The 18,751-nt window shown below is 52.7% G+C and carries 16 protein-coding genes; 7 read left to right on the top strand and 9 right to left on the bottom strand.

Annotation, left to right across the window (positions count from 1 at the left end):
- Positions 1–3 precede the first annotated feature (3 nt).
- From HY879_05010 to HY879_04995, 4 genes are all read left to right on the top strand, one after another.
- Positions 4–2,355 (top strand): molybdopterin-dependent oxidoreductase, encoded by a 2,352-nt coding sequence (locus tag HY879_05010; protein ID MBI5602695.1) that lies wholly within the window; start codon positions 4–6, stop codon positions 2,353–2,355.
- The gene (locus tag HY879_05005) at positions 2,356–2,886 is read left to right on the top strand and encodes a 4Fe-4S binding protein (protein ID MBI5602694.1); all 531 of its coding nucleotides are present in this window, start codon (positions 2,356–2,358) and stop codon (positions 2,884–2,886) included.
- A gap of 39 nt (positions 2,887–2,925) precedes the next feature.
- Positions 2,926–4,428: an aldehyde dehydrogenase gene (locus tag HY879_05000; GenBank protein ID MBI5602693.1), complete on the top strand. Its 1,503-nt coding sequence runs from the start codon at positions 2,926–2,928 to the stop codon at positions 4,426–4,428.
- A gap of 576 nt (positions 4,429–5,004) precedes the next feature.
- Entirely contained in the window at positions 5,005–5,229 is a 225-nt protein-coding gene (locus tag HY879_04995; protein ID MBI5602692.1) for a hypothetical protein, read from the top strand.
- A 3-nt stretch (positions 5,230–5,232) separates the two neighbouring features.
- On the opposite strand, the gene HY879_04990 is transcribed toward HY879_04995, so the two are convergent.
- The 9 genes from HY879_04990 to HY879_04950 form a co-directional block, all read right to left on the bottom strand.
- Positions 5,233–6,438, bottom strand: a complete 1,206-nt coding sequence (locus HY879_04990) for an ABC transporter permease (GenBank protein ID MBI5602691.1) — start codon at positions 6,436–6,438, stop codon at positions 5,233–5,235.
- A complete protein-coding gene (locus HY879_04985; GenBank protein ID MBI5602690.1) occupies positions 6,438–7,160 on the bottom strand; it encodes an ABC transporter ATP-binding protein in 723 nt (240 codons plus the stop codon). Before HY879_04985 ends, HY879_04990 begins: the two co-directional genes overlap by 1 nt.
- A 2-nt stretch (positions 7,161–7,162) precedes the next feature.
- The gene (locus HY879_04980) at positions 7,163–8,455 is read right to left on the bottom strand and encodes an efflux RND transporter periplasmic adaptor subunit (protein MBI5602689.1); all 1,293 of its coding nucleotides are present in this window, start codon (positions 8,453–8,455) and stop codon (positions 7,163–7,165) included.
- Between the two features lie 17 nt (positions 8,456–8,472).
- Positions 8,473–9,921, bottom strand: a complete 1,449-nt coding sequence (locus HY879_04975) for an efflux transporter outer membrane subunit (GenBank protein ID MBI5602688.1) — start codon at positions 9,919–9,921, stop codon at positions 8,473–8,475.
- 2 nt (positions 9,922–9,923) lie between these two features.
- Entirely contained in the window at positions 9,924–10,631 is a 708-nt protein-coding gene (locus HY879_04970; GenBank protein ID MBI5602687.1) for a Spy/CpxP family protein refolding chaperone, read from the bottom strand.
- 287 nt (positions 10,632–10,918) lie between these two features.
- The gene (locus HY879_04965; protein MBI5602686.1) at positions 10,919–11,389 is read right to left on the bottom strand and encodes a periplasmic heavy metal sensor; all 471 of its coding nucleotides are present in this window, start codon (positions 11,387–11,389) and stop codon (positions 10,919–10,921) included.
- 44 nt (positions 11,390–11,433) lie between these two features.
- Positions 11,434–12,597 carry a glycosyltransferase family 4 protein gene (locus HY879_04960; GenBank protein ID MBI5602685.1) on the bottom strand — a complete coding sequence of 388 codons (1,164 nt, stop codon included), beginning with the start codon at positions 12,595–12,597 and terminating at the stop codon, positions 11,434–11,436.
- A gap of 696 nt (positions 12,598–13,293) precedes the next feature.
- Positions 13,294–14,040, bottom strand: coding sequence for an EF-hand domain-containing protein (locus HY879_04955; protein ID MBI5602684.1), 747 nt, complete (start codon positions 14,038–14,040; stop codon positions 13,294–13,296).
- 391 nt (positions 14,041–14,431) lie between these two features.
- A complete protein-coding gene (locus HY879_04950; protein ID MBI5602683.1) occupies positions 14,432–14,632 on the bottom strand; it encodes a helix-turn-helix domain-containing protein in 201 nt (66 codons plus the stop codon).
- A 303-nt stretch (positions 14,633–14,935) separates the two neighbouring features.
- On the opposite strand from HY879_04950, the gene HY879_04945 reads away from it, so the two are divergent.
- The 3 genes from HY879_04945 to HY879_04935 all read left to right on the top strand — a co-directional run bounded on the left by HY879_04945 (position 14,936) and on the right by HY879_04935 (position 18,620).
- The gene (locus HY879_04945) at positions 14,936–16,378 is read left to right on the top strand and encodes a HAMP domain-containing protein (GenBank protein ID MBI5602682.1); all 1,443 of its coding nucleotides are present in this window, start codon (positions 14,936–14,938) and stop codon (positions 16,376–16,378) included.
- The gene (locus tag HY879_04940) at positions 16,375–17,046 is read left to right on the top strand and encodes a response regulator (GenBank protein MBI5602681.1); all 672 of its coding nucleotides are present in this window, start codon (positions 16,375–16,377) and stop codon (positions 17,044–17,046) included. The genes HY879_04945 and HY879_04940 overlap by 4 nt, the downstream gene beginning before the upstream one ends.
- A 278-nt stretch (positions 17,047–17,324) precedes the next feature.
- Entirely contained in the window at positions 17,325–18,620 is a 1,296-nt protein-coding gene (locus HY879_04935; protein ID MBI5602680.1) for a TetR/AcrR family transcriptional regulator, read from the top strand.
- Positions 18,621–18,751: the final 131 nt, after the last annotated feature.

The following is an 18,751-nucleotide window of genomic DNA, read 5'->3' as shown; positions in this document are numbered from 1 at the left end:
GGCTTGGCTGAAAAAGTCGTTTGCCGGCGATGCGGGAAATCCCTGGCCTCAGAAAAAGTGCTCGCATCGCTTACCAGGATCATCCAGGGGAAAGGGGTATCCTTCGATACCGGGGGCGTCCTGACCCTCTGCCCGGCATGCAAAAGAAAAACCTTCGTCGGCCGGATGATCGGGGGTGATCTTGAAAAAATAAACCCGCCGGGATACGTGCCCCCACGGCGCACTGAAAAACTGAAACCTCGCAAAACCGATAAAAAGACCGGAGCGACCGTTCTCAAAAGCTCCTGTTGGACCTGCAACAACGGCTGCGATGCCCTGGTCTATGTGAAGGACGGAAAGGTGATCAAGGTGGAAGGAGATGCCAGCTCTCCGACGACCCGGGGAGTCCTCTGCGCCAAGGGCCTGGCCTCCACGTCCTTGCTGTACCACCCGGATAGGCTGAAAGATCCCCTGAAACGCTTGGGGCCAAGGGGGGCCGGTGATTGGGGGCCTATATCCTGGGAAGAGGCCCTGGATACCATTGCCCTGAGGTTGAAAGAAACCGAAGAGGTTTACGGCAAGGACTCGGTCATCCTGGCCACCGGCACATCCAGGGGATGGGTACAATACTTTAACCGGTTTGCCAATGCCTATCACCGTCAGATGATGGGGCCGGGTTATGCCCAATGTCTCTGGCCGCGATTCACCTCCCAACTCCTGCTGGGAATCGCCCCGGCCCTGGAATGCCCTGATCTCTTTCTTCAGCCGGGCAAGACCAAGTGCATGCTGGTCTGGGGCACAAACCCACCGAACACCGCCCCTATCAAGGCCTCCTGGATGATGGATGCCCGGGCCCTGGGGGCGAAGCTGATCGTGGTGGATCCCCTGTTCTCGGAGACGGCCTCCAAGGCCGACCTTTGGCTTCAGCTCAGACCGGGTTCGGATGTGGCCCTGGCCTTGGGAATGCTTCATGTTATCATCGAAGAAGGTCTCTACGACCACGGATTCGTTGAATCCTGGTGCCTCGGCTTTGAAGAGTTGAAAGGACGGGTCAGGGAATATCCACCCTCTAAAGTTGCCGGGATCACCTGGGTGCCGGCCGAAACGATCGTCGAAGCAGCCCGCTGTTATGCCCGGACCAAACCGGCCTCCCTGATCCAGTGCCTTTCTACGGAGCAGATACCGGACACCCTGTCGGCCTGCCTGAGTCTCGGGATCCTGGCCTCCATTACCGGCAACATCGACGTGCCCGGCGGCAATGTGCTCCCTATGCCCAGAGAGGTGGTGCCCGATGTTTCTCTGAAGCACCTCCTGACCCCGGAAGATCATGAAGACCGGCTGGGCGGAAAGGAATATCCCCTCCTGGCCGGTGAAGATGCCTGGGTGGCCACGGCCCATTCACCGACGGTCTGGCGGGCCATGCTCACTGAAAAACCCTATCCGGTGAAAGCCCTTTACTGCCAGGGATCGAACCCGGCCCTCTCCTATGCCAACAGCCGGGTCGTCCTGGAAGCGCTCAAGGGCCTCGACTTCATCGCCGTGGCCGATTTCTTCATGACCCCCACGGCCGAGCTGGCCGACATCGTCCTGCCGGCAGCGACCTGGATGGAGCGCAGCTCGGTGCAGACCTATTACCAGGTCACCTATGATGACATCCACCTACAGCAAAAGGCTGTGGAGATCGACGGATGCCGTTCCGATTATTGGATCCTGAACGAATTGGCCAAGCGCCTCGGATTCGGCCATCTCATGATCGAGAGCGAAGACGCCTTGAGTGACCTTATTCTCAAACCCCTGGGCCTTACCTTTGAGCAATTCAAAGAGATGGGCCGGTACACGGTCCCTTACACCTACAGGAAATATGAAAAGACGGGATTTGGGCTGCCACCCTTCCGGAATCTCCACCAATCCACCAAGGTGGAGCTGGTCCCCCGAAAACTGAGGGATCTCGGGTTTGACCCCTTACCGAAACACAAGGAACCCCTGGAAAGCCCCATCAGCGCACCGGATCTGGCCAAAGAGTATCCTCTGATCCTGACCACAGGCCGGAAGGAAGCCGTCTATCGCCATTCGGAACTGCGTAACATCCCTGTCTTAAGGGAGATCGTCCCCCAATGCCTGCTCTATATGCATCCGGAAACGGCTGGGATCCTGGGTGTCCGGGAAGGAGAGCCCGTTATCGTCGAATCCCCCAGGGGCTCTGTCGAGGCCGTGGCCTTTCTCACCCTGGGCATTGACCCCAGAGTGGTTCTCCTGCCGGCCCAGTGGGCCGGCAGGAACAATGCCAATAACCTCCTTCACGATGAAGACACGGCGCCGGCTATCGGGTCGGCCCAATTACGTTGTCAGCTCTGCCGGGTAAGAAGGATCCCCTGAATGGAAGAAAAAATCCTGCTCATCGATTTGGACCGGTGTATCCGCTGTTACGCCTGTGAAGTGGCCTGCAAGCAGGAGAATCGTTTACCGGCCGGTCCCAGATGGGCTTCCGTGGTGACGGTAGGGCCCCGCATCATGGAAGGGGAATTGCACCAGGATTTTGTCTTTGTCACCTGTTTTCAATGCAATGAACCGTTGTGCCTGGCGGCTTGTAACACCGGGGCCATCTCCAAAAGGGGAGATGGGGTGGTGGTCATTGACGAAACCGCCTGCCAGGGATGCGGACTCTGCGTCCTGGCCTGTCCCTATGGGGCCGTACATCTTCGCCCGGGGGAAAAGAAGGCCTGGAAGTGTGACCAATGCACCGAACGGGTCAACGATGGTCTGGGACCAAGCTGTGTGCAGCACTGTGCCGGCGGCTCTCTTCAATTTGTAACCCCCGCCGAACTTATCCTGATCACGGCGGGAAGGCATAACGCCAGGCTAGGTAAGGTTTGCTATGTCTCAACCAAATGGAGGCTGTCGTCTTGATCCATGCGGCCTTTTTCAAAGCCATAAAGGGGAATCCCTATGACAGGTCCAATTAACGATGTCAAAATAATTACGACCCCATGGTCGTCTCAAAGGCCGGAAGACCTCTTCGCCGTTGAAAATCCCGCCACCGGGGGTTTGATCGCAACCGTCCAGGGGGCTTCTTCGGAAGGCGTGAATGCCGCCGTGGCCGCCGCGGAAACGGTGTGGCGTACTTCCTGGCGCTGGATCAGTCCCCGGGAACGGGGCCGCCTGCTTTTGAATTGCGCCCGCCTGCTGCGCGAACACGCTGACGAGTTGGCCCGGATCGAGTCGGAGGAGATCGGCAAGCCGATTACCCAGGCCCGTCTGGCCGACATGGAAGCCTGTATCGGCTCCTTTGAAATGTTCGGCGGATTGGCAGGGGCCCTCCCCAGCCAGATACAGGAACAGGGTCCCCTTCTTAGCCTAAGCACCCTGGAGCCTTTTGGTGTTGTGGGCGGTATTATCCCCTTCAACTGGCCGCCTATCCACACGGCCGGGAAATCGGCCCCGGCCCTGGCCGTGGGGAATACGGTGGTATTAAAGCCTCCGGAGCAGGGACCCTTTACAGTCATGCGGATCGTCGAATTGTTAAATACGGTGTTACCATCGGGAGTGTTGACGGTCGTACCCGGTCTCGGCAGTTGTGGAGAGGCACTGGCCGGCCATCCCCTGGTACGCGTGGTCTCCTTCACCGGAGCCCCGGCCACAGGCATGGCGGTCATACGGACAGTAGCCCGGAATCTTACCCCCACCGTCATGGAACTGGGCGGCAAGAACGCTTTGATCATTTTTGAGGATGCTGATGTCGATCAGGCCGTCCGGGGGGCGATCGAAGGGGCCTTCTTTAACCAGGGCGAGGCCTGTACTGCCGCCTCGCGCATACTCGTTCATGCCTCGCTTTACGACGAAGTAGTGGCCAGACTGACGAAAGCCGTTTTCCGGCTTCGTGTCGGGGACCCGGCCGACCCGGCAACCCATGTAGGACCTCTGGTGACCGAGCGGCAACGCAAACGAGTTTTGGACTATATCGAGATCGGTATGGGCGAAGGTGCAACCCTGGCCGTTCAAGCCTCGCTGCCGACCGATCCCAGGCTGGCCGGAGGTTTTTGGGTGGCCCCCACCCTATTTATCGATGTGCGTCCGGACATGAGGATCGCCCGGGAAGAAATATTCGGGCCCGTTACAGCGGTTATCCGTTTTGAGAGTTATGAAGACGCCATCGGTATCGCCAACGGCACCGACTTTGGTCTGATGGCAGGCCTTTACACCAACGATTTTACCAAGGCCTGGAGGGCCAGCCGGGAGCTTGACGTGGGGGTGGTTTTAGTGAACAATTATAATCGTAATTTTTATGGGACCCCTTTTGGCGGAGGCAAACACAGCGGTTATGGCCGCGAACATGCCCTGGAGACTTTACGGGCCTATGGACACACCAAGACCGTTCGGGTTCCGACTGGTCTGGGAAAAATTCAGCAGTGGTCGGCGCTATCGGATGTCCTTGGGCCGGAGAATTATTAATAAGCGCTAAACCCTCATACCCCGGGATGGCATCAAAAAGCATGAAAATACCGCCGTCGCAGGGGCGGGTTTTAAACCCGTCCCTACAGCGCCCCAACAGAGGTCAAGGGTGGTAAAAATCTATTTTCGACCTAAAATCAGGACGAAGGACAAAAAGCGAGAGATCGATGGAGATCCCGATGGGAAGAAAAATTTTCAAAAAGATCGATATGCACAGCCATCTTAATGAAAAATCCCCACTTATCAATTCACAGTGATGGGTTGCCAATCTTGCTCTATTTTTAGCCAGCGACGAATCATCCTTAAAAATGGTGCAGCCGTGCCCATCGATAACGCCAGTACGGGTCAAATGCGACTCAATCAGCGTTTCTATTTGCTGAACATTATGGTCTCGAAGGGCTTTTAGGATTTTTTTGTGCATCAGGGGGGAATTCTGTGAGTATTTTTTTTCTTTCCATGATCGCCAAAGACCAGGAATTCCATCTCACCCTCATCGGCCTCTGCGGGAACCCTTCCAGCCTCTCGCAGCGGGATACGGGCTGAGTCCAGCTCTATTGTGAAGACAACCAGGAGGTTATGGATACCATTGTCCAGGCCTACAAAGTAGCTGAAAGGGTCTCTTTGCCTTGCATGATTATGTTGGAGGTTTTTCTCTCTCCTATACGATGGACATCGTGGAGATCCTCGATCAGGAACTGGTCGATCGGATTTTCGCCGCTGAGATCAAGTTCGCCCTGTATAACCGGAAGAAAAGACCGGCCCTCTTATCCAGAAGGATTTGAGGAACGGTCAATGCAATAAAAATCATTCATGGCGAAGTGCTTCGATCGGGTCCAGCCGGGCGGCCTTGAGTGCCGGGAAATAGCCGAAAATCACGCCAACCGCCGCCGAGAACAGGAAGGCGATAACGACGATGCCGGTGTTGAAGACAAAGGGAACGCCTAAGATGCCGGTCAGCCAGACCGAGGCGGAAAGCGACAGCACGATGCCGATTAAGCCGCCGAAGGAAGACAGCACCACCGCCTCCACCAGAAACTGCATGAGCACCTCGCGCTCGTAAGCGCCGATAGCCAGCCGGATACCAATCTCACGGGTCCGCTCCGTAACGGATACCAGCATAATATTCATGATACCAATCCCGCCTACCAGAAGACTAACGGCCGCTACGGCGCTCAGCAAAGCCGTAAGCAGTTGGGTGGTCCCCGTAAGCATGTTGGCGATTTCCTTCATATCCATCACATTGAAGTTGTCATCATCGCTGGGTGACAGATGGCGCCTCTCCCGCATCAACGACCAAATATCCTGCTGCGCCTTATCGGTCGAGGCGCCCTGCCGGACCGAGACCTGAAGAAGGGCGACATCCTGATTACCGGAAATGCGCCGCTGATAGGTCCGTAACGGGATGACCACGACATCGTCCTGGTCCATACCCATGGTGTTCTGTCCCTTGGCGGCCAGGATCCCGATCACCTGACAGGAAAGTTTTTCAAGACGGATATTCCCGCCCAAAGGGTCCTGTCCGCCGAACAGTTTTTTCTGCACCGTTTCACCAACAATACAGACCGCTGCACCGCTGCGCAACTCCCCGTCACTAAATGGTCGGCCCGACCGGATGGATCTATTGGTGACTCTGAAGTATTGATTGTCGCTTCCGGTTACCTGAGTCGACCAGTTTTGATTACCGTTTACGGCTTGGAGGCTTTGGGAAGAGACCGGGGCCACGGCAGCCACCGAGCCGACGTCCCTGGTGATGGCTTCGGCGTCATTCAGTTTGAACAGGGGTACGCTGGAAGACTGGCCGGGTCCGAGTCTTTTCCCAGGAGTAACCATGAGCATGTTACTGCCCATGCTGGCAATCTGCTCTTTGACTTGAGCCGTGGCGCCTCCTCCGATAGTCACCATGGTGATAACCGCTCCTACTCCGATGACGATGCCCAGGATGGTCAGGACGGAGCGCATGACGTTTCGTTTAATTTCGCGCAAGGCCAGTTGAATCGTGTTCCATAGCATCAGGCTTCCCTCCCATTTTGCTCGTCTGACGCAACCAGGCCATCTAAAAAACGGACCATGCGCCCGGCATAGGCGGCCATATCCGGTTCGTGAGTGACCATAACGATGGTGATTCCCCGGTCGCGGTTCAGCCCGGTGAGCAAATCCATGATTTCACGGCTTCGGGCTGTATCCAGGTTACCCGTGGGTTCGTCGGCAAACAGCACGGCAGGCTCGTTGACGATGGCCCGGGCAATGGCTACCCGCTGCTGCTGACCACCGGAGAGTTCGCCCGGTGTATGGGCTTCCCATCCCTTGAGACCGACCATACCCACGGCCTGAAGGGCGCGGGCTCGCCGGACCCCGGCGGGGACACCTCGATAAATCAAGGGCAGTTCCACGTTCTCCAGCACCGAGGTGCGGTTTAACAAATTAAACCCCTGAAAGATAAAACCAAGGTAAAACCGGCGTAACCGCGTACGCTGATTGCGGGTCAGTTTGCCTACCTCGAGGCCTTTAAATTTATAAACCCCGGCAGTTGGCGTATCTAAGCAGCCAAGGATATTCATGCAAGTGGACTTGCCCGAACCGCTTGGTCCCATCACTGCCAGGAAATCACCTTCCTTAATGCGGAGGTCGATGCCGCGTAGTGCCTGCATGGTCGCCTGGCCGGTGCCGTATATTTTGGTCACGCCCTTAAGCTCAATAAGGGTGTGATGGTCCTTTTGGCTGAAGGCCTTCATGTTCATTTCCCCGTACTGAGGGTGTCGACCACGACCGTCATCCCCGGCTTGAGGTCGCCCATCATAACTTCAGTCATATTGCCATCTGTCGACCCGATCGTAACCGGGACGGCTGAGAGTTTTTTGTCCTTTAATATCCAGACCACCTGTTGTTTTCTGTTGCCGGCAATGTTTTCGGTCGGTTTGGCCGGGGAACCGGGGGGCCGCGGAAGCAGTGCGCCAACCAGGCCGGTGGAAGGCTTCTTTTCCTCCTGGACCGGCGGAGTAAAGCGCAGGGCAGTACTGGGTACCAGGACTGCGTTTTCCACTTTCTTGACCGTGATGTCCGCAGTAGCCGTCATGCCCGGCCGGAGGGACAAATCCGAGTTATCGACTTTTAAAACGGTTTCATAGGTCACGACCCCCGACGTTGTTGACGCATCATATCGGGTCTGGGTGATCCGTGCCTCAAAAATCCGGTTCGGGTAAGCGGCAACGGTGAAGGTGGCCTTTTGGCCTTTCTGTACTTTACCTATATCGGCCTCGTCTACATTCACGTGGAGTTCCATTTGGGTTAAATCTTCGGCCAGAGTAAACAGCACCGGGGCTTGAAGGGAGGCGGCCACAGTTTGGCCCGGTTCCACGCTGCGGGTTAGTACGATGCCGTTAATGGGCGAGCGGATGACCGCTTTGGACAGGTCCGTCTCATTGGCGTCGAGGGCGGCTTGAGCCTGGAAAACCGCCGCATTGGCGCTGGCGTAATCGGCCGTTGCCCGTTCAAGGGCCGCTTCAGCCGCATCGATTTCGGATTGTGAGGGGATCTTCCTGCCGCTCAACTCTCTGACTTTTTGAAGCTGTTCCAGTTTGGTGCGGGTTTCCTTAACGGTCGCCTGGGTCTGCAAGACCTTTCCCTTGGCGGATTCCAGGGCGGCCCTGGATTGCTTGACCTGCGCTTCAAGTTTCGATGGGTCTAATTTTGCCAGGATCTGGCCGACCTTTACCCGGCTGTTGTATTCTGCTTCAACACTTTTGATGATGCCGGATAATTCGCTGCCCACTTCGACCTTGTTGGTCGGTTGCAGGGTGCCTGTGGCCGTGACGATGACGATCAGACTTCCTCGCTTCACTTCCTGGTTCTTATATTGAACCCTATCGTTTTTATCTGCCGTTTTCCAGATAATCACCGCAGCGGTCAGGGCAACGATTACCAGAACAATTAAAATCAACGATAGTTTCAACCGGTTACGGTGTGCCGGTGATTGATCAATCTCCAGGATCTGGGCAACCTCCGATTCACTATGGGATTCTGATTTCATTTTTTCCTCACTATTAATTAATCATTTTTTCCATCGCCGGTGGACAGAGAGGTCCATCCTCCCCCCAAGGTCTTGTACAAACGAATCAGGTTGGAGGTCACTTTCCCGGCGCTCTGGGTCAACTGATCCTGAAATGACAGGAGTGAACGCTGGGCCTCCAGTACATTACTGAAATCCGTAAGGCCTCCCTGGTACTTTTTTTGAGCAAGCTCAGCCGCCTGTTTCGCTGCTTCAGTCGCATCTCTTAACGCATCCCTGCGGAATTGCTCCTCGGCATAGGCTGCAAGGGCATTTTCAACTTCTTCCAGGGCATTGAGCACGGCGGCTTCATAGGCGATCAATGACTGTTCCTGCAGGACGGACTGGACCTCTATGTTTTGGCGGATAGCTCCCCCGGCGAAAAGCGGCCAGGTGATACCGGGACCGAAGCTATAGGTTTGGCTGCCGGCAGAAAGCAGGTTATTGAGTGCGAGGGCTTCCAGACCGATGGACCCGGTTAATTTGAATTTGGGATAGAGATCCGCCGTGGCCACACCAATCCTGGCGGTCTGGGCCGCCAGTTCCCGTTCGGCCCGGCGCACATCGGGTCGGCGACGAAGGGCATCGGCCGGCACACCGACGGCGATCCTCAGAGGCGTGACCGGCAGGGGCGCTTTTTTCTTTAATTTCTCATGGATCTTGCCCGGCTGTTCTCCCAGAAGCACGGCAATGCGGTTCAGGGCCTCTTCCAGCCCGGTGCGCAGGGACGGTATCTGTGAGCGGGTGTTTTCGAGGTTGTAGCGGGACTGTTGTACTGCCATCTCATCGCTCAAACCCGCCTGATACCGCCATGAGGTCAACCGGCAAGTCTCGTCCTGGGACGCCAGGTTTGCTTCGGCCACGGCCATTCGGGCTTGATAGATACGGACATCCACATAGTTCAGGGCCACCTCGGCCAGCAGCGAGACGAGCACATCACGCCAGTCTTCCTGACTGGCCTGGAAAGTTGCCTCTGCAGCTTCAACGGAGCGGCGGACACCGCCGAAGATATCCAGTTCCCAGCCGGCATCAAAGCCCATGGCATAAAGATCACTGGTCATAACGGCTCCCGTCGCTTCGCTGCTGCGGCTCCGGCTGCCCGTGGCCTGGAAGTCGAGAGTGGGGAAGTGATCGGCCCTGGCCTGGCCTCTTCGGGCGCGTGCCTCCCGCACCCGGGCCCGGGCTTTCTTCAGATCGAGATTGCCGGCTACGGCGCGATGAACCAGGCTGGAAAGTTCCGGATCATTGAGCAGGGTCCACCAGGCTTCCAGGTCCCGGGAGGCCTGCTGATCGTCGGTCAAACCCCCTTTGAGCCCGGTGTGCCAGGTGGCCGACAGCTCCGTGGCGGGAGGTATATAATCGGGTCCTACGGTTGCGCATCCGCTGAGGATAAGGATGGTGAGCCATAGGGAAAGCCAGGGCCTTGACCTCTTGATTGCCAAATCCATGTTTACCTGTGGCCCATTTCCCGAGCCGTATCCTCATCCTTTCCCCTCTCCCAAGGCGAAAGCCTGCCCAGACGATTATCCATCATCTCTTCCTCCCGGCTTCTTTCCCTTATTCCGGGCCTTGTTTTATGCATCTCCTGGAGTTTTTTTCTCTGGTTCGGTGTTAACTTTGATTTAACCTCTTCCACGGCCCTGATGAGGGAAAGGTGCATTTCCATTCTTATGATCTCTATCCGTTTAAGCTTCGTCTCGACCGCATTCATATCGACTGGGTCCTTTTCGAGAAGGTCTTTTAACTCCATCCCGGCGATCTGCTCATCGGCCCTTTTCCTGATCATCTCTTTCATTACCCTGCTTCTCAACTCCTGTATTTCCCCTTTCTGTTTCTCGTCAAGCCCGAGATCCCTGATGTGTCGCCATATCGGGTGCCCGCCATCCATCATCATCTCGAGCCTCATTCCGTCGCCCGGCAAACCGGGCGGAAAGGGCTTCATTTCCGGATGCTTCCCGCCTCCCATCATCCCAAAACCCATGGGCGGGGGCATTGGACCGCCTGTTTTGGCTGAAGCCTTTCCGGCCCAGAGGGCCATTATAAAGAGAAAAACCAGATCTAAGAACAGGACAAAAAGAACTGTTACGATATACGGTCTTTTCAGTGTTGCGTTCTCTGCATTTTTAGAATCCTGGATCGGCGTGCAATTGTTTTCCATCTCATTCCTCCATTTTCTGTTTTTTTGATCGACGTCTCCATGCAGACTGCCTTGTGGCAGATTATAATAGCCAATAAATATGGCTAAAATAAGTAAGCAATGAGGAATTAATTCTTCGGTACAAAAATAAATCTTAATCGTTTGGGGAAGAACGAAACCACCACTTCTAACAGCAGGATAAGAAAGTCGAATATCCAACACTTCCGTTTTGTTGGAAAATAAAAAATATTCATGGATCACTTCTTTTCGTTTCAAAGAGTGTTAAACAGAAAAAAATATAAACTTGGTCAATTTGAGGAAGGGGTCTTGGGACCAAGGCCCAAATAGGGTTCTATATCCAAACGCAGATCAAAAACTGGTAATTTTTCCACCTGTTCCGGGGTTAGAAAAGTTTGAGCCTCTAATCTATTTTCAGTGGCCTTGATTTGGAACCGGGTGTACAACTCCATAATTCCCTTTTTTTGGGTATTAATCTTATCCTTATCCGGATTTGGGTTTTTCCAAAGAATTCGAAGTTCCAATAGATTCTTTGATATATCGCTTCGAAGAAATATGGTCTCGTCCAAGAATTTTCCCCGCAAAGTATTTAACTTGAGCTCCTGTTGCGGGGTGAGGTTCAGTAATCTATTTTCAGTTGGCCTGCCTCCCCCGCGCGTAAAACCACCTTGGCCCCTGGTGCCCGGGCCAAAGGCATGAACCGGACCGGCCATTAGAATTAAAATTAAAGCGATCGTCCGGATTTTGAGTTTACCTTTCATTGCGTTGCCTTCCATCCTTTCAATTTATAAAGGATGTCGATGTATTATAAATTTCGAAAACCTTTGACCGTTTTAATTCTGATGGGGGAAATATCAACGTTTTCAGGACGGTTCCTTTCCAATGCTTCCCTATAAACATTTTCGGTATTATCGGCCATGCCTCTAAATGAAAAATGATTCAAGATTGACTCCCGGGCACTATGAGCCATTTTCAAGCTTTCCTCTCTGTTTCGGTACACCCGATCAATGGCTTCGCTTAAAGCTTGAACATTCCGCGGGGGAACCAGCGTCCCGGTCTGTCCATTCTGTATTACTTCTTCGATACCTCCGGCAAAGGTGGAGATGATCGGAATCCCCAAAGCCATGGCCTGAAGGATGGCCTGCGGAATTCCCTCATTAGCATAGGAGGGAAGCACGAATAAGTCCAGGCTGTTAAGAATTTGAGGTACCTCATTTCGATAACCGGTCATAATCACGGTTTGGGTTAGACCGTTGTAGGTAATATAGTCCCTGATATTTTTTTCCTGCGGGCCGTCCCCGGTGATAATCAATCTGATGTTGGGTATCTTCTTCTGTAATGTTTTTATAGCTTCCAAGAGATAAAGATGCCCTTTCCATCTCCTCAGCATGGCGACGATCCCTAAAAGGAAATCATTTTTTTCTATATTAAACTCCTCTCTGGCCCATTGCTTACTGGGTTCCGGAAAGCATGTTTTTTCGTTGATCCCCGTAGGAATAGAAACTATCTTTTGGGAATCATATCCATTCACTTTGACCATTTTTTCTTTGATCATTTTCCCGCTGGTAATAACCCGGTCGGCCAATTTCATATATAAAAAGAAGGAAAAATAGTTGGGATGGATGGGTGCACTGATGTGACGACTTCGAATAACCGGAAGGCCTGACAACTTGGCGGCAATGGAACAGCACCAACTATCGACTGAACTGTGGGTGTGAACCAGGTTAATCGAATTTCTTTTTATGATCTGAAGGCATTGCCAGATAGCTAAAGGATCTAAGGGCGTTCTCATCTTTAAAGGAATAACAGGGATGCCGCTTTCTTCTGCAGCCAAGATAATCCGGCTTCCGGGCTGACAAGCGATCATCATTCGGTAACCTCTCTTTATGAATTCCAGAGATTCCTGAATGATCCTTATCTCCTGGCCACCCCATCCTTTTGACCATTCTGTATGTAAAATATTGTACATGGTTTCACCCAAAGGAGATAGAAGGCCCCCCCCTTGTTTAAGTGTTGTCTCGACGGCCTTTCATATCCCTTTTCAGTTTTTTGTCCAGGCCGGGTTTCCTAAGTTCAAGAATAGGATGGAAGTGTGGCAGGAATAAGGAAGAAATGAGGAAAATTATTTGGAGAACTCAGGGATGTTGGTTTTTTTTTGAACGGACTATGAAAAGATACAGCCTTTTTAAGTGTGGTCTGCGATGTATCCCTATGTGGGGAAGGAGCCTTTTTGTTTTTTGTAATGGATCACCCCTGTTTGTTGAGTATTTTTCCTGCCTTCAGCATGAATTCATCGGGCGACAGCGGTTTGGCAATAAAATCGATTTCCCGTTCCTCGATCCCCTTGCCGAGAACCACGTCGGCCGTATAGCCACTCATAAAGAGTGTTTTTGTTTTGGGGCTTTCCTGCTTGATGACGCTTTGTCGGCAGTCGATAGGCGATCCAGCTTAAAGTTCATGAACTCGGCTCCTCTCTCTGATTGATCGAATCGTACTCTGCATTTTTAGGGCCACTTTGGTCCGGATGTGGTTTTTTTGGTCAACCATCCTTTCAAGGCAAAGGGCCCCATTCCTTTAAAGGAAATGGGGTCCTTTTTGTGTCATAAGCGCCCTCCAAAGCCAAGGCATAAACGTTGAACTTGCCAGGAGAGGGCGGAAAGGTGTTCTATGCGGTTACATTGAGCACTGAGCTGCCCCCCCCGTTGCTGATGGTTTCCATGACCTTCGATAGATAGGTACTTATGGAACTGCCGTTACCATTGGCGCTTGATCCAACCAGGTCGGAGATGTTCTTAAGCAAGTCCAGCAGAGTAGACATCTGGTCGCTGCTCTGGTCTGTCCCATAGGCCGATGCGGCCTGTTGCATTTGGCCCGGCGGAGGAGGGGAGGGAGCGTTATCCTTCATGAAGGACTTCATCTCCTCCGTGTTCAAGGACCCATCACCGTCCGTATCATAGATGGAAAAAACATCATCCACATTGATAGTGTTGCCCGTATCCTCCGAGAGCTTTTCGGAGAAGGTGGAAAACTCGGACTTGTCGATCCCGCTGTCACTGTTACCATCTAATTTAGCGAACAGATCGTCCGGGCCCTGGGGGCCGCCGCTTATGCCGTTAGGAGGCGGCGGGGGTGGATTATCCTGCATGAAGCTCTTTATCTCATCACTGCTCAAAGACCCATCGCCGTCCGTATCATAAGTGGAAAAAACATCATCCACATCGATGGAATTTCCGCTATCCTGAGATAGTTTCTTGGCAAAGACGGAAAACTCCGTTTTATCTATCCCGCTGCTGCTGTCACTGTCGATTTGGCTGAATAGATCATCCTGACGTTGTTGCATGGGCCGGGCATTCATCTGAAACAGGTAATTGTTATTGCCCAGGCCGCCTATGCTGCCGATGCTGCTTGACATAAATAACCTCCTTTTAGATGTTGGTTCGTGGTTAAAAGCAATTCGGCCTTTACCGGGTCATAGATTCTTTTAATGATAAATATTTGATACCCACCTCCTTTATGGCTGATCGGTTATTGGAATTCATAGGCGGATAAAGCAACCACGATGCCATCTTACATTTTTCAATTTCGATAAGTTATGCCTGACAACACTTTGCGGATCATTCCAGAAGAGTTGGTGATGATTTGGAGGATTCAAAGGGCCAAGGGTTCGGGATTCAAAGGTGATTCTCCCAATGAGTCGGAAGAAAGGGTGATGCAAGGGATCAAATTATCTTTTTTTGCATAGAGTTTTTCGATAGCACGGCTTCATTTTTACAGAATGGAATTTAAAACAAGGCTTCAACTCCCTATTGATTTAGTTTTCCTGCCCGCCTTTTGTCATCGAGGAGTTTGACCGCTTGTTTCAGGAGCAGGGATTTCCAGTTTTTGATCTGGTTGGGGTGCAGTTCATATTGAGCGGCCAGTTCGGTCAGGCTCTTTCTATTACGGATTAATTCTAAAACCACTTTAGCCTTGAAGTCGCCCGTATAGGTTTTACGTTTATTCATTTTTTTTTAACGTAACTTAATGAAAAATAGATTCAGCCTGTCAACGAAAGGCAAAGGACCGTCCATTTCGCAGAGGGGCAGGTATTTTTTTCCCAAGGGCGAATTTTTTTCCTGCCTTTTTTAATCGGCGGTTAGAAGAATGATTATTCTTTTGATGGCATCATTAGAGGACAACTATGGCTAAAATAAGGAAGAAATAAGGAAATTAAAGGGAAATTCCCGGGAAGGCGTTTAGGGCTTGCTTCACCGGACAAAATTATTATAATACTGAAATCGTTATTGGTAAGATTATCTAAAAAGATCATGAAACTGAGTATCCGTTATCGCCTTTTTCTCTCTATCCTTGCTGCCACCTGTCTGGCCCTGCTGTGTATGTTCCTCATCATGCAGTGGAGTATCAATCGGGGGTTCATCCAATATCTCAACGCCCTGGAGCAAGGCCGGCTCGAGAAGACGGCCAAAAGTCTGGAACAGGCCTATGCCGAACAGGGCAGTTGGGATTTCTTGCGGAATAATCCGGAAATCTGGATTGGACGTTTGCTGAATGCCCAATCCGATCATGTCGACCCCTGGAAAAGGAAGGCCTTCGAAAAGAGACTGGAAGTACCACCACCGCCCCCGCCGCCCCTGGGCCCGCACCGCCCCAGATGGCCTTTTATTGTTTTGGACGCCAACCGCAATCCCCTCTTTGGAACCACCGAAGATCTCAGGGAGAGGAGTTTCAGGCCCATCGTCCACAATAAGGAGACCATTGGTTATATCGGGGGGCTGCCTCCAATACAGTTTCTCAACCCCCTACAGCTTCAGTTTTTAACCCGGCAGAAATCGGCTTTGATCCTTTCGGCCTTGGGGTTGTTGCTGGTGGTGGTGCTGTTCTCATTGCCCCTGGCCAACCGTCTGGTCCGGCCCATCAGGGCTCTGGCTGGGGCCACCCGCGAACTGGCTTCCGGAAAGTATGCCGTTCGCGTCCCGGTCTCTTCTTCGGGTAAGACTGGCGATGAATTGGGACAACTGGCTCAGGATTTTAACAGCATGGCCCTGACCCTGGAGAAGAATGAAAAGGCCCGCCGCCAGTGGGTCGCCGACATTTCCCATGAGCTGCGGACCCCAATGGCCGTCCTGCGGGGTGAAATAGAGGCTTTACTGGAGGGGATACGCCCTATTAATCCGGATGCGATCCGGTCGCTCCATGCCGAGGCCCTTCGGCTTCATCGTCTGATTGATGATCTTTATCAGTTGGCTCTCTCCGATCTCGGGGCACTGACCTACCGGAAGGAATGGCTGGATTTAGCTGAAGTCCTGAGGGACGCCCTTTTACCTTTTCAGGCCGAGATGTCCGGTAAGGGTATCCGTCTCAACACGCATTTCCCCGAGGGATTCAAGATCTCTCTATGGGCCGATGCAGAGCGTTTGCACCAGCTTTTCATCAACCTCTTGGACAATTCCTTGAAATACACGGATCCGGGAGGGGAGTTGTTTATCCGTCTGGATTGCCGTAAGGGTCTGGCGGAAATAACCTTCGCAGATTCGGCCCCCGGAGTGCCGGAAGAGGATCTGGACCGGCTTTTCGACCGTCTCTACCGGGTGGAAACATCCCGGAGCCGGGCTCTGGGCGGGGCCGGGCTCGGTCTGGCCATCTGCAAAAATATCGTCGAGGCCCATGGGGGGACTGTTGTGGCCCGCCCCTCGCCCCGAGGGGGGCTGGAGATACAAATCATCCTCCCCGATGTCGAAGGATGCGTCTGATGGGGACCATATTGATTGTCGAAGACGAACCGAAATTGGCCAGTCTTCTGGTCGATTATCTGAAGGCCTCCGGATTTGATTCCTTTTGTCTCGGAAACGGTCTGGAGGTGGTGCCCTGGGCCCGGGAGTACCAGCCGGATCTTGTACTCCTGGATTTGATGCTCCCCGGTCGGGACGGCCTGGAAGTCTGCAAGGAACTACGCACCTTTTCCAGGGTGCCGATCATCATGGTAACGGCACGGATCGAAGAGATCGACCGTCTGCTGGGTCTGGAACTCGGGGCCGATGATTACATCTGCAAGCCCTTCAGCCCCCGGGAGGTGGTGGCCCGGGTCAAGGCCGTCTTGCGCCGGACCGCCGACGGCCGGACGATCCAGGCCCAGGGGCTGGTCCTGGACGAAAATCGGTATCAGGCCACCCTGGATGGTAAAGATCTGGAACTCACCGCCGTGGAGTTCAAGCTGCTCCATTTCCTGGCCGCCCATCCCGGCCGCCTGTACGGACGTCAGCAACTCATGGACCATATCTATCCGGATGAACGGATCGTCAGCGACCGGACCATCGACAGCCACATCAAAAAACTGCGGAAAAAAATAGCCGCCGTCAGCCCCGGCCAGGGATTTATCCATTCCGTTTACGGGGTAGGGTATAAGTTTGAGACGGGATAGCCGCCTATCTTCCCTGCTCTATAGCCGCCCCCGTTTTCCCAATTCCGTAATACTTAAAACCCTTTTTTATGTCTCAGGCCCGTTGACAGCGTTCCTCTTGACGTATATATTAAAGTATTCGAAAATTATGGAATGGGCCTCTATCAAAACGGAAGGGTTCTGGAATGGAAAACTTTTCATGAATCATCACGACAAACTTCTGTTCAGGATGTCTGAATGGGACTACTTAAAGACCGGTTATTCCCGGGAAACGGGGTTTAATGAGGCATGACACTTCCGTGAACCCTGATATCTTGGCATCACCCCGAAATTCGCGTTCCGGACGCTCTCTCGGAACCAAAGGAGAGGCCACCCGGGCCGCTATCCTTGATACCGCCCACGAGGTTTTCAAAGAAATGGGTTATTATAAATCTTCCATTTCAGAAATCACTCGTCGATGCCAGGTGTCCCTGGCTACCTTTTATAAATACTTTAATAACAAGGAACAGGTGTTTCTCGAAATGAACGACCTGATCCGGTTTCGTTTTACGGAGAAGGCCTCCTCCTTGAAGCTTCAAGGGTTAGACTTCCCGGGCCGCTTGAGAGAGGTCATTCGTCTCCTTTACTCCCATACCCGCGATCATTTTGCCTTCCATAGGATATTGGGAGAGTCGGAACTTATCGACCGGGTGACCATCGCCTATTATGAATTCATAGCAGGGTACTTTCGGGACTTCCTGAGGAGGGAAGCGCACTCGGAGAATATTCGACCGGTGGATCCGGATATTGTCGCCTATGGGTTAATCGGGATTTGCTATTTCCAGCCGTTAAGAAAGACTAAGGTAAAGGAGGGGTTCTCCAAAGAGACCCTGGTCGATTTGATCACGGATTTAGCGATCAATGGCATCAGCGGTCCGGCCCGGTGGAATAAACCGCGAGACTGGGATATCCTGAACAGACCGAATCCCGATCCCATAAGGCCGGGAGAGGACGAACCGTTGACCAAGGGAGAGAAAACAAGGCAGATGATCCTGCTGGCTGCAGAAAAAATGTTCGGGCAGTTGGGAGTCAATCGCACCAATATTTCCGACATAACCCGCGAAGCCGGCGTTGCCTTGGGCACTTTTTACATTCATTATGAGAGCAAGAGCGAACTCCTCGAGGGACTGGTGAAATACGCTAATCATCTTATACGGAGGGATTTGCAGCGGGCCGTCATGAAGGTTGACGACCGAAGGGATGTCGAGCGCATCGCGATCCTGACCAGTTTTGATTTCATTCACCACCACAAATGGATTTACAGGATAGTCCCTGAATTTGAGATGATCAATCAGGACGTTGCGCTCTGGTACTACATTAAGATATCTGAGGGCTATATCAGAGGACTCGACCAGGGGATACAAAAGGGGGAGATACGCCATCTGCCTTCGACTTTTCTGGCCTGGTCCCTTATCGGGTATATGCATTTCATCGCTTTGAAGTGGATCGTCTGGCCCGATGCCCCGCAGACAAAAATTTCCGATGCCCTGATCAGGGATGTCATTGAATTTATTCTTCATGGCTTGAAGCCTGCAAAAAAAATCATAAAAAGATAAAAACTGAATTTTTTCTGATTATATCGGAATTTGGGGAGGGGTTCTATACCCTCCTAAAGATGCTGAAATCAAAAGATTTTGCAACCAGTTATCATGATATCGAAATTGATTTAATCGTTCAGCCGGGCATT

It is taken from the genome of Deltaproteobacteria bacterium (assembly GCA_016219225.1).
Taxonomy (GTDB): Bacteria; Desulfobacterota; RBG-13-43-22; order RBG-13-43-22; family RBG-13-43-22; genus RBG-13-43-22.
Note: the sequence above shows the minus strand (reverse complement) of the source record. Positions and strands in the feature narration are given on the sequence as shown.